The sequence below is a fragment of the Kocuria sp. CPCC 205235 genome, from assembly GCF_040980905.1.
Taxonomy (GTDB): domain Bacteria; phylum Actinomycetota; class Actinomycetes; order Actinomycetales; family Micrococcaceae; genus Kocuria; species Kocuria carniphila.
Genome location: NZ_JAVKPR010000044.1, coordinates 1 through 11,803, shown reverse-complemented (window position 1 = coordinate 11,803; position 11,803 = coordinate 1). Strand labels below are relative to the sequence as shown.

The following is an 11,803-nucleotide window of genomic DNA, read 5'->3' as shown; positions in this document are numbered from 1 at the left end:
AACTCCCGACGCTGTCTTCCCATGATGAACATCCTCTCTTACAAGGTGTCCACCGCCCGGGGTCAAGGCCAATGAGAGGTAGGTATCAATAGGTGTCAGATACCGGGTTTCATGGTTGCAGGGGGTTCCAAATCTGGAGGGCCTCATAGGGGTTACATGTGATTGTCTGAACTGGGTGGTTGAATTGCCCATAGAGTAGAGAGCGAATCCCAAGGGGCTGGAGAAGAAATGACCACGGACGTAGTGCTTAATACCTTGATCCCTCTCGCGGAGAGGGGTGCCACTATGAACATCACTCTATTGACTGATGGCCAGATAGTGCAGGGAGATGTAATCCCGGCATCTGAATATTTTGAGAAGGTAGCCCAGATTTTCGAAGGACTTGGGCATGAGAGTGGGCGGGAACTCTCACAGGTATATCTCGACACGGGTAAGAGAGTGAAGGCCCAGGAAGTGGAGGACCGAGTCATTGCAGATCAAGCGGCCAGCGAAGCGAGGGAGGCGGAGGACGATCATGACTCGCAGCCAAAGCGGCACTTCATCCACCTCAAGAACGCTGCAATAGTCCAGAGCTCCCAAGGTGGGGTGACTGCGTTGGAGCCTAAATTGTTGCGTATCAAGCTGGATTCCATATCAGGATGGTCCTTCGGGTCTTTCACGCTGGACAACTAAGGTCCGAACAACGCCCCCACCTTGTGTGCCGAGCTGTTCTCCAACCGGCTGCGTGCATGGTCGTACCGCCTCGTGGTCCTTGGGTCCTTGTGCCCCAAGGAGTCCTGCAAGTGATGTAGCGGGACACCCAGCTCTAGGGCCAAGGTCGCGTGAGTGTGCCGGAGGACGTGCGGAGTGACTCCCCTGGAGATGCCGGCATGTCGCCCCAAACGGCGCAGCAACTTGGCTACGTCGGTTCGATCCCACTGATTGCCGCTCCCGGTCGTGAAGATCAACCCATCTAGCTCATCCCCTCGAGTGATTTCTTCCCCTGTGGTCTCGGTAATTGCACGGAGAGCCTCCACGGTGTGATCGGGAAGCCAGACCGCCGCGGTTTTGCCGCCCTTGCGGGTGATCACCACGCGATCCGATGACAGTCCGGAGACTCGCGCGGTCAATGCCTCGGAGATTCGCATCCCGGTCGTGAGTAGTAGGTCAACCAGGGCGCCGGCCCTTGGAGAATGCATCCGCGCGACCGTCAACAGGTCCTCGGCCTCACGCCTGGTCAACGCCGCCGTCGTGCTGCTGTCTTGATCCACCGTTGGGCGCCGTACGTGATCCGCAGGGCTTGCGCTGAGTCGCCCTTCTGTCACCGCATACCTATATAAAGAGGACACTGCGGCTAATCGCCGTGCGGTCGTGGCTGCAGAGTCCCCGTCTTGCTCCCGAACCCGGGCGAAGACATCCACATGGGACCTGCGGACCTCCAGCAAGTCCAACCCCGAGGCGTCCAAGTACTCAAGGAACAGCAGGACGTCATTGCGGTAAGCCGTCCTCGTGTTGTCCGAACCGTAGGAGGCCAGCCACGCGCGGATGAGCTGGGCGTACTCCTGCCCGTTGTCTTGCGCTGCTTTCTGGGTGAGATCCATGGACACCACGGCCTATTTGTTCGCCTGAACGGGTTGACGGGGTTCTCCCGATGTCAGCCGCACGATCAACGCTCCGACGATGTGGACCATCAGCCAGGCATCCTCGATCGGGGCCTCTGAATATCGATGGGCATCACTGTTCTGGTTGCGCTCAGCTGCTGACCAGGAGAGAAACCGCTGAACTCCCTCTGTTAATGGGGCATCCCGATCACCAAGAATTCCTTTGCTCTTCGCATCCCTGATCAGATCGCCCAGCACATTTCCCTTGCATTCGAGGGCCTTGAGCGTTTCTTGAAGAGCCGTCCCGGCGTAGGTGATGGCGTTGCCGGCCTTTTCGTGGCTGATCTGTTCGAGCGCCTCGCGGTAGGACTTCTGTGCGCCCTCGAACTGCCGACTGATTAGGAGTTTTAGGGCCGGTTCGACGACCCCTTGCATCAGTTCGTCATCTTGGAACGCGACCAGCTCGCCATCGAGGAACTTATGGCCGATCCGCTCTTCGTTCAGGATACTGTTGACGACTTCTTCGTACAGATCACGGTGACGTTGGTCCCGAACCAGTACAGGAAGGGCGGCGATCATATCGAGAGTCACCAGGTTGTCTTCACATCTGATGAGGTCGTTAGAGTTCAATTGGCCCGCTACTGATGTCCAGCTGGTTAAGAGTTGAAAATGATGTGCGAGTTCGTAGGGGTCTATCCAACGTTCGGTTTGGAATTTGTCCCATACCGCAGCGATTCGCTTACGTGCGCGATCACTGATCTCTGACTGCCAAGGAGCACCCTCAGCATCAAGTCGAGCATTTTCCTCTAAGCGGCGTCTCTGGGATGGAAGCATGGCATCAGTCTACGCCGATTTACCCTCATAAGAGATATTATGAGGGTTCTAATCAACTAAAGACTGACCAGTGTTGATAAAGCGAGTTCCCCTGTGAAAAGGGATACTAAGAAGATGCAGAAGAGTTCACGTCGGGTAATAATTCAGGCACTTCATGAGTCTCGGCTGCGTCCATACATAGACGCCTCCCATGGGAACGAGAAGCTTGCCCTCTCCCTCTATAAATGGCACATGGAACTGACGGCTTCGGTCCAACAGGTTCTAGGCGTTACAGAGGTAGTTCTCCGGAACTCGATGGATGCTCAACTCAGGATCTGGAACAAGCAAGAAGGTGGCGCCGAGGAATGGCTACTAACTGACCCTGAAGCGCCACTCCGCAGCTTGACGCAGGGTAAGCGGAAGGAAGCACTTAACCGCGCTAAAAGTGAAGCCGATAAGCGCCAGCCAGGTCATCAGCGGTATGGGCAGCAGCCTCATCACGACGATGTTCTGGCGCAGGTCACTTTCGGGATGTGGAAAGAACTTCTACCAAACCATGCACCTAATGCTTCTGCCGAGACAACCGAGAACAAGAATCGGCAGCGACTGTGGCGGGACGCCCTAGTTTTTGCTTTCCCTCAGGCGAATGACTCCGACGGGTACGAGACTTACTGGCGAGTGGTGCACATCCATCATCTTCGCAACCGAGTTGCACACATGGAGCCACTGCTTACGGTAGATGTTCAAGATAAAATGAGGAACGCTTTTGACCTAGTCAGAAGCATAGAACCTGTTGTTGCTGACTGGCTGACTGGTGCCAGCAAGGTCTCTCAAGTCTTGAAACAGCGTCCCGAGCATTAGGACAAAAAGAAAGAGCCTGCAGGCGCGACTTGTCCTACAGACTCTTCTAACTCATGATGAGGGACCTTGTCCTCACCTTCTTGACGCTAAAGATAGCAGATGCACTCTCCTCTCGCCAGCGGTGCGCTCAAGCTCCGGCCTATGATCAGAGTGAGACGCAACTGATCAGGAGTCGGAGGGGGACATCAGCTGACCGAACAAGTCCAGAGTTGTCACTGGTGGGTAACAGGTCGGCCCTTCCAGTAGCTCTGGTCTCGTACGTCTCAGCTCAGCGTGACGTGAAAATAGTCGACCAGGGAACGCTGCTTGGGTGATCAGCGGTAGATTGCAATCACACTCATAGACACACCTGGGCCGTCCAGCTCCATGCCTTCGGGTGCAGACTGATTGGGCCCCTTCTGTCTCGCTGCCGCTCGTCGGTCTTTGCGGCTCATCAGACTCAGGCCCGGAATGTCCAGCAAGGAGTGGCTCTCGCCCTCGGGCCACTTGCGCTCCATCTTGCCGACCACGTTGACCTCTCCCTCGAGGCTGTCCATGTCGGTGCGGAGGCTTTCCTTCGACAGTTTGAATGCGAAGACGGGAGCCTCAGTACCGAGCTCTCCGGTAGCAATGAACCGATTATTGCCGCCGCGAGAACTGAGCGCCTGGAACCCGGTCAGAGCCTCCTCGTCCTGAGCGCTGATCGCATCAGGGGAGAAGGTGCGCACCAAACTGGCGAAGTCGGACAGCTGTTCGCCCTGGACCATGAGCCGCGCCATGCTTGGGATCTCCAGTTCGCACTCAACGTCGAGGACCTCCCCGCGCTTCAGGTCACCCCAGAGATTCTTCGTAAAGTCCTCGACGGACCGTGCTTGCAGCTTCTCGTACAGCCGGTTGAACCGACTCTCCGGAGTCTGGCGATAGGTCCGTGCCGCTTCCTTCTCGGAAGATCCGTTTCCACCGAGACCGCCCTGCACGACTCCCATGTTCATCGAGAGGTTCCCTTCGCCTCCTACGGCGCCCATCTCGCGCTGCTGGGTTTCGTCGTAGAGGCCGTCCTCCACCTGTGCCAGATAGTTGTCCACCAGTAAGGTATCCAGGTACAGAAACTCCCGCAGCATCTTGACTCCACTTTCTGTGCTCGTGCTGGTTTTCAGCCTGTTGGGTTCAGCATAGGGGCAGGAGCAGACACCGTTAGGGAACAGGGCAAGATACAGCTGCTTTCTCCCTGCTCATCGCTTCCTGTTTTGGTTTTCCGCAGCCCGTTCCCCACCGCACCCTGCTCCCTGCACCGCTGGTTTCACCGTTCCGCCGCCGCGCCGCAGCCCAATCCGCGCGGGGTTCGCGGGGTGCCTCCCGCAGTTCGTTCCTTCCCTTTCCGTTCACGTCGTCGTACCTCCTCGTGTCCGGTTCGCGCGAGCGACTATCAAGAAAGAGGGGGGCGGACTCGAAGGGGTTCTCGTAGTGGGGCTTTGCGCGAGGTTCGGGCTACGCGGAGTGCTCGGCCTGATGACCTCTAGCGGCGGAGCTGCGTGGCGCGGTGACCTCTAGACGTGCGGAACGTCGTGGCCTGATGACCTCGAGCGATGGGGAGTTGCGAGGCGAGGTGTTCAAAGAGGACGAGGAGGACTCTGCGCTGCTCCGCGGCTGGGCGTAACTGAGCGGGAAGCCATCGGGCGGGTCGGCCCGATCAATACATCCTCTTGGTCCTCATCTTGTCCTTGTGGACCTCTCCTTGGAGCTGCGCCTTGGGTCAGCTCATTGGGGCATCTCGTTGATCCGCCTTGGGGATCTCAATGTGAGGAAAAGGGGGATGCAGAATGGAAAATGCGGATAGGTATATCTACATGAGGACTCGACTAGAAGATACTGCGGGCGTTGAGGGTACCCTCACGGGTCTCAGTACGTATGTACGTTGATTAGGACGTCTTGGACACCCCCGCATAGCTCTGTACAGCCGCATCCTCATCACGTGTCAGGCCGGTTTTCTCTAGGCTCGATGGTGACACGTGGATGTGTCGGTCGATGAGCAAGGGGGAGCTGTGATGGATGAAGTTGATTTGGAGTATCGGGTGCTGGAGTTGACCGCATCGAGGCAGGTTGGGCAGCTCAGCACTAAGGAGCTGATGGTAATGCTCCAGGAGCTTCTTGCCGCGCATAGTGAGGGACCGGCCGAGGCAGAAAATGCCATGTGGCGGGCCTATGAGGAGGGCCTTCTCAGTCGCCGTGAGGTGGAGATTCTGCTCGGTCCAATCGGGGTGAAACAGTTCCCTCCTGGTGCTCATCGGGTGAAGAGGGGTGCGCCTCATCCAGAGCAGTCTTTCGATGATCCGCACGCGGAGAAACGGCGCGGCATGTAGCGGTTGGATGTCTCTTCGGGGCTGTCCTTTTGGTCGCCGTGGGAGCTAATTTCTTAAAGATCGACGACGACCGCAAGAGGGAAAGATGCTCATGGACTTGGGAGACAGGCTGGACAGGGCGCGGCGATGTTATGGCCCGTCTTGGCCGCCGGCATTGGGGCAGTATCTGGCAGGTGTAGAGGCCGAGCTCACCGATGAGATCCTCGAGGATCTGGCTTACCTCGAGGCGGTTTACGAGGTGTCGTGGCCAGGTAAGGAGCCTGTTGTCAGGAGCGGTCTTTGAGGGGTATCACGAGCGGTCATAACCTGGTGTCACCGAGCATCCAAGGTGGGGTGTCCAGGGGTATCAGTCCAGGTCAAAAGGTGTTCGCGGTGACCCGAGGGCTACCTTCAACAAGACCTAACCCGGTACCAAGAAGAGGGAGAGGAAGCCATGTCGAAGAGTAAAAAGAAGCCAGGTCAGCCGCACTCATTAGCGCGCAAGAGGGAGCAACAGCGCGCCTCAAAACGAGAGGAAACCAAGCCAGAGGAGGAGCAGATCGACATGGGCCTCGAGCTGCGAAAGGCTGCCGCGCAGATGAGGCGAAACAAATCCCAGATCGAGGACGGCACCACCTATGCATCGCAAAAGCGCCGTAGCCGTGAGCAATCCCCCGGGCGCACTGATGGTGTGAGTTACGGATAGGCCGCGCTGCGGTCAGAAGGTCGAGAGGGAGAGAGTTATGTCAGAGAAGTTTGATCCCGAAAAGCCGCTGTTCCGGTTCATCGATGACGGTGAAGGTGGAGAGGAGAAGGAGCACTTCCGAGTCAAGGATCTCGAGAAGGTGTGGAGCGGAGAGGATCTCGTGGCGAGCGACGACGAGGACGAAGAAGGAGACCCGTCAGGGCGTCACTGATGCTCTCTGACGGGTCTCGCTTAGCCTCTAAATCCGGAGCCTCAGAATCGAATTGAGCGGGATCTGTTGATCCCCTCTCGACGCCGCGTCTCGATCATGGGCCTGATCTCGGGTCTCCTTATGACAGACTCCAGCGGGCCGTGAAAATCGTGGCCTCCGAAGCCTTGGCTTCTTCAAATCGATCCCGGCGGATGTACATCATTTCCTCCGAAACGGCAAAGAGTCCGCCAGGCTCTGCGATTTCCTTAATGGAGTTCTCCTCCGCGCAAACCAAATAAACAGCGTTGTCAGCTAGCCAGGTGTACAAGATGGCGACGCCATTTGGTGCAGCAGATTCGTTGGCAATGCGTGCCTTCTCGATGGTCTTATGGCGAACTCCGATCTGCGGAGTATCCGTCTGAGAGGTTCGTACCGTCACGACTGCTACCCAGCTGCGGTCGTCGTTCAACTCGAGGATGGACTCGCCAGTTGCTGGGTCGTAGTCCAAGCTGCCGTGCTTCCCTAGGGCCAGATTGGCCAGAGTAGGTACAGCCTGTCGTAGCTGAGGGGTCGTGATCTTCATGGTGACTCCTTGTGGTGGTAGGTAAGAATGAATTTGACGAGAATCAGATTCTCTAGAATCTTTGTCTCAAGACTCAGATTGTCAGATTTGTGAGTAGCTGTCAACCTGCTACCTCCATGAGATGATTCGGGGATACTCATTGGGCCGGCTTAAAACGATGCTGTGGCAGGTTCCAGAAGGGGTCTCAAGGGGCTGGACATTTTACGTTATGCCTAGTCAGATAGATATAGACGAGTTCGGGAACGAGCAGCGATTGAGAGCGCAGCTCCGGGGCGAAGGCAGGGGAACCAACATCGGCCCGTTGAAGTTTCCCGAACTCGTCTTCTTCTCGCTCGAATCGACACGACGCTCCTGGGGACCCGCTATGGCGCCTCTGATGTCCCGCGAGGATCTTGGCGTAGCTCGCTAAGAGATCGCGCAATTCAGCGTCTCAAATGCGCATTGAGCGAAGCGCCAGGTTGTCAGAGGTCGCGTACTTCATCTCGTGACGGGAAATAGCTATCACTCAATCCCCAGACCAGCCACCAGTCTGACTCCTCGGGCTTCACAACGGTGAGGACAAAGAAGTCCCTCATCTCCGCATCCTCGAACACCTGACCGCTAGAGGCGCCTTCGTAATGGATGAACCGGACGTACTTAATATCCGGATCCTCTTCGTTGTCCTCCACTCCAGTCAACATGGAAAGGTCTGCGATGAGATCAGCCGCTTGGCGATATCCATTCCACGCCGAAGGATTGGTTGAGAGATTATCCAGAGCATTCCGGTAATGAACCGGGTCTTGCAGCGCCTGCCACCACAGGAATGCAGTGCCTCGAGGGGTATATGGATCCGGCTCAGCATCGGGTGACCCGAAGGCCTCAGTAAGGGCTTCTTGATCGGTTGATTCAACAATGGGCAGGGGGAGATCATCGTCAGCCATGCGCACAGTATGGGCCACCCCACTGACACGGTGTTGCCATAGGTGTGCACTGAGGAGATCCGCAAATTGAGTCCCGTTCTCTCGGGGGATCTCGGCACTACATACCCCATGATGGAAGAGGCAGCATCCCCCCACTGAAAGGATCTTCTCCCATGGCAAGACGCCGCGCACCGCGAAAAATGCCCAAAGTGGCTACGGAGGATCGCATCGTCCTCGAGGAGCAGGAGATCGAAGAACGTGGCGGCGGCCTGTTCGATGACATCCCGGAGTGCAAAGACGGTGAGACTCGGACCTGGCCGAAGCTTGAGGCAGCTCGCGCTAGGGCAAAACGCGGACAAGCGCCCACCTCGCTGCTGAAGCAGATCCGAAAGCGCTGATACTCGAATCGACGTCTTGATGACACTCCTGGAGACCCGTCAAGACGCCTTTGACGCTCCGTGATGCTCGCGTCGAGCGAATACTCGTCGAGAGCCACTTGAGGCGCTCAGATGAGCATTGAGGGGAGTTGCACTAAGCAGATTGTTCCCGCGAACTCGGCTCCGTGGCGTCCATCTTGGCGAGCCTTTGCGCCTTTTTGCGACGTCTGCTGAGCTTCAAGGGCATCTCTGGGAGGTCAAAGTCGTTCTCGGGGCTCTTCTGCGGTCCCCCATCAGGACGAACTGAGCCATGATTTGCTGATTTATTGTGAGGTGTCTCATTTGTAGAGCGTTCTGTCAGAGAGATCGTTCTAGTGCCCCTCATAGAGAGCTCCCGCCTAGCCCTAGAGAGCAGCGCATAGACAGTAGACCTCGGGTACCCCGTCCCCTCGATGATCCCCCTGACAGATGACCCCCCACAATGCAGCCTCCATATCCTGGCCATCTTGGTTCGCGACCTCTCCGACCTGACATCCTGGGATCGCTGCCGCGCCTTTGGGAGCCGAAGTTTGAGGAGCTGCTCCCCGTGTCGTCGCCACGTGGTGACCCCACCTTTTGAGCACTGCTCTAGGGAAAAATGGCCGCCGTAGAGGCCCTCAGCTTTAGGACGCATATTCCAGGACCCGCCCCGCTTTGGTGGAGTCCAGTCAGATCGGCGACTTGCCCGGTTCGGTCCCCAGTTGTACACGGATTGGACAATTCCGCGGAGCTCCTGCGGCTCCAGGCCACTCTTTGGGGAATGCGCTTTGAGCAGTCGGTTCAGGTGCTCTGCGTAGTGCAAGAGGTCATCCCACTGCACTGGCTTACCGGAGAGCCGCCACGAAGTGGACCGCCTACTCAGCGCGGTGAACACCGCAGAATTGCGAGCAAAATCAAGGCCTTCCTGAATGATGCGGTCCACCCACTGCTGCTCCCCCTCGGCCGGTCTTGTTTCGTGCTGATCATCAAGCAGGGTCTCCTGCTTCGGTGCATCCTTGGTCGGAAGTGATCGATGATGTCCCGGGAGATACCGGGCGCGGTCCACGTGGTACCCCGATTTCAGACAAGCAGCTTTGAGATCATTCAAGCCGTACTTTTGATAGTGCACCCATTGCCAGTCGTAATCCTGGTCATCATGGAAGGGATTCCGCATAATCCGTCCGGTAAAGGCCCGGTCACCACCGGTGAGATGCGCAATGGTCTTCTGGACCGCCCGGTAGAGAACGGCAGATTTGGTCCGATTTCCTTCAGCGTCTTTGAACTTCACCGGCGAATTCAGAAGCCAAATGGCCTGCCACTGACCGGGCCGTGACACCTTTCCCGAACCTTTGTCTTCCCTCGAGGTACGGACGGCCACGAGATTCGGAGCAGCCCCAAAGTCGATCAGCTTTTGCAAGGTCTCCGGGTCGTCAGATTCCATCGCCAGGAGCGCCGTGTACCTTGGGCCGGCCATCTGAATCTTGCGAAAGGTGCCAATGTTGTCCCTAGTCACCGTGTACTTGCCGGGCTTCGCCCAGACAATGCGACCGTGCTGATCGTGACGCATCCGCCCATTTTGATCAGTCCATGGGGCCTCGACCACCGTGTAGGTCTTGACCCCCCACGCCATGTGCTCCCATAGATGCCGCTTTTGGCTCCCGGTGAGGCCCTGGCATGTCCCGTCGAAACCGGGGAGGTAATCCCGCAGGGAAAATATTTCAGTGAGCCAATTTCCACCAAGTGCCCTTTTGAGGAGCGGATCAATTTTTCGAAGTGGAATTTCCCGAAAAATACCGCCGATTTGGGCAATCTGGGAATTGATATCAGTCGTACTGAAAGCAGGTACTTTTAGGCGTGCCTCGATAGAGGCGGGAGGAATCATTTTTTGCGGTTACTCTCTGCTCGAATCTTCCCGATATTCAGTTGGCGCTGAATATCAAGTAGCGTATTTTACGCTTTATAAGAGAGTAGCGCACGACGGCGCAACGAGTCGTCAATCAGAGCCTTTCGGCGCGTCGTCCCAGGTCAGAGCCTTAGACAAAACGAAGACCCCGGGAGCGCCAACTCACCGAGGCCTTCTCGCAGGTCATCCTCAGTTCGAAAAGATTCGAGTTGCCACCGCTGGGGCTAGAAACGAACCTCGGATGTACCTGGTCGTCTACCATTCTAGACCAAATCGATCACTTTGGAAGACTTTGGGCCCCGTGCCACAAGGTCGAGGCAGCGTTTAAGGGAACACTCAACCAGGCATAGTTGTCTTAGCGGCAGAAGCTGTCCTGGCCGGCCCGTTTTGGCGTCACGATCCAAAAGGTACCTTTAAAAGTTAGCTAATGAAGCACTCATAATATTTTTTGGGGCTAAGAACCGTTCCGCTGACGGTGATTTCGTGGCATCCGGCGGTACAGCCCAGGCTCCGGTCCTCTGGGAAGAGTCCCTCCATGCAGCACCTTTTTCCGGTACACCTCTTCCTTGAGCTCACGGACCTCTTTATCGACGATCAACACGAAACCTCGAGGGGACAATTCGGTCTTCACTTCACCGCGGTCAATCCATCGGTACAACGTTGTGACCGCGATGCCGATCTCCTTGGCTGCGTCCGGAACAATCCATCGCTTAGCTCTCACCACGACGACTCCTCCTTACAACCCCATCATGCGCCGGAAGAAACCCTTGGGCTCAGACTGCTCGTTTGGGGCCTGTTCCGAAGCTTCGTCACTTGGTCTGAACTCCCCGTTGACACCATTTTGACTAGGCCGAACATCTGAATGACGCCCCTGGTGGCCCTCCATGGTGGTCTCGCGGTAGGTGTCGTGAGGCCCCTCTTGATGCCACTCCTGACGCCCCTGCTCGCGGTGTACTGGATTCTGGGCCGGTGATGTTCCCGCGGTGAGCATCCGCAGCGCCATGCGCTCAGCTTCATTTGCCACCTGAAGAGCATCCAGCGCGCGACCCCGTTCCTCTGCCCTTGCTTCAGCTACCTCGGCTCGCCTCCTCCATTCTGAGACTTCCCGCTCCAGATCTCGCACCTGCGAGGTGAGCTCCTCGAGCTGCGCGGACATATCGGATGCTTCCTGGGGCTGTACTTGAGGCCGGCCGCCCGGTTGCTCCCTCTGCGGACCTTCCCCTGCGATGAGACCACATGCCACCAGGGCCGTCATTGGCACCTGCCAACCATCTGCACTGATATCCGCTCCGGCACCTATCAGGTCTTCACGCCGTCTCCGCAAGGTGCTCACGCTGACACCTGCCACGTTGGCGGCTTCTTTCATGCTGAACACCGCCGTGGTAGCCCCGATGGAGCCTTGATCTGATGCGGTTTCGGGTGTTCCCTCTGTGGTCATGAGACCAGTCTGCCACCTGGCACCGGGATGTTGTGGAACCTTAATGTGGCCTTGACCCCGGATGGTGGACACGGGGTTATGCGGCTTGTTGAAGATCCGCAGTCTGGTTACAGTGTT

The 11,803-nt window shown here is 57.1% G+C and carries 13 protein-coding genes; 5 read left to right on the top strand and 8 right to left on the bottom strand.

Annotated elements, in window-relative coordinates; all coding sequences use genetic code 11:
* The first annotated feature begins 228 nt into the window (after nucleotides 1–228).
* Complete coding sequence (locus RF638_RS15590; protein WP_368842417.1) at nucleotides 229–672, top strand: hypothetical protein; 444 nt, start codon at nucleotides 229–231, stop codon at nucleotides 670–672.
* On the opposite strand, the gene RF638_RS15585 is transcribed toward RF638_RS15590, so the two are convergent.
* A complete protein-coding gene (locus RF638_RS15585; RefSeq protein ID WP_368842416.1) occupies nucleotides 669–1,580 on the bottom strand; it encodes a tyrosine-type recombinase/integrase in 912 nt (303 codons plus the stop codon). The genes RF638_RS15590 and RF638_RS15585 overlap by 4 nt on opposite strands.
* A 12-nt stretch (nucleotides 1,581–1,592) precedes the next feature.
* Complete coding sequence (locus tag RF638_RS15580) at nucleotides 1,593–2,414, bottom strand: hypothetical protein (protein ID WP_368842415.1); 822 nt, start codon at nucleotides 2,412–2,414, stop codon at nucleotides 1,593–1,595.
* Between the two features lie 231 nt (nucleotides 2,415–2,645).
* Between RF638_RS15580 and RF638_RS15575 the strand changes: the two genes are divergently transcribed.
* Entirely contained in the window at nucleotides 2,646–3,254 is a 609-nt protein-coding gene (locus tag RF638_RS15575) for a hypothetical protein (RefSeq protein WP_368842414.1), read from the top strand.
* 314 nt (nucleotides 3,255–3,568) lie between these two features.
* On the opposite strand, the gene RF638_RS15570 is transcribed toward RF638_RS15575, so the two are convergent.
* Complete coding sequence (locus tag RF638_RS15570; RefSeq protein WP_368842413.1) at nucleotides 3,569–4,354, bottom strand: hypothetical protein; 786 nt, start codon at nucleotides 4,352–4,354, stop codon at nucleotides 3,569–3,571.
* A gap of 924 nt (nucleotides 4,355–5,278) precedes the next feature.
* Here RF638_RS15570 and RF638_RS15565 point away from each other — a divergent pair.
* The 3 genes from RF638_RS15565 to RF638_RS15555 all read left to right on the top strand — a co-directional run bounded on the left by RF638_RS15565 (nucleotide 5,279) and on the right by RF638_RS15555 (nucleotide 6,489).
* A complete protein-coding gene (locus tag RF638_RS15565) occupies nucleotides 5,279–5,593 on the top strand; it encodes a hypothetical protein (RefSeq protein ID WP_368842412.1) in 315 nt (104 codons plus the stop codon).
* Nucleotides 5,594–6,026: 433 nt separating this feature from the next.
* Complete coding sequence (locus RF638_RS15560) at nucleotides 6,027–6,278, top strand: hypothetical protein (protein ID WP_368842411.1); 252 nt, start codon at nucleotides 6,027–6,029, stop codon at nucleotides 6,276–6,278.
* 37 nt (nucleotides 6,279–6,315) lie between these two features.
* Nucleotides 6,316–6,489 (top strand): hypothetical protein, encoded by a 174-nt coding sequence (locus RF638_RS15555; protein WP_368842410.1) that lies wholly within the window; start codon nucleotides 6,316–6,318, stop codon nucleotides 6,487–6,489.
* Nucleotides 6,490–6,607: 118 nt separating this feature from the next.
* On the opposite strand, the gene RF638_RS15550 is transcribed toward RF638_RS15555, so the two are convergent.
* From RF638_RS15550 to RF638_RS15530, 5 genes are all read right to left on the bottom strand, one after another.
* On the bottom strand, nucleotides 6,608–7,051 hold the full coding sequence (locus RF638_RS15550; RefSeq protein ID WP_368842409.1) for a hypothetical protein: 444 nt from the start codon (nucleotides 7,049–7,051) through the stop codon (nucleotides 6,608–6,610).
* Nucleotides 7,052–7,512: 461 nt separating this feature from the next.
* On the bottom strand, nucleotides 7,513–7,971 hold the full coding sequence (locus RF638_RS15545; protein ID WP_368842408.1) for a hypothetical protein: 459 nt from the start codon (nucleotides 7,969–7,971) through the stop codon (nucleotides 7,513–7,515).
* A gap of 192 nt (nucleotides 7,972–8,163) precedes the next feature.
* Nucleotides 8,164–8,283, bottom strand: a complete 120-nt coding sequence (locus RF638_RS15540; RefSeq protein ID WP_368842419.1) for a gallidermin family lantibiotic — start codon at nucleotides 8,281–8,283, stop codon at nucleotides 8,164–8,166.
* Nucleotides 8,284–8,481: 198 nt separating this feature from the next.
* Nucleotides 8,482–9,786 (bottom strand): replication initiation protein, encoded by a 1,305-nt coding sequence (locus tag RF638_RS15535; protein ID WP_368842418.1) that lies wholly within the window; start codon nucleotides 9,784–9,786, stop codon nucleotides 8,482–8,484.
* A gap of 1,198 nt (nucleotides 9,787–10,984) precedes the next feature.
* A complete protein-coding gene (locus tag RF638_RS15530; RefSeq protein WP_368842407.1) occupies nucleotides 10,985–11,686 on the bottom strand; it encodes a hypothetical protein in 702 nt (233 codons plus the stop codon).
* Nucleotides 11,687–11,803 lie beyond the last annotated feature (117 nt).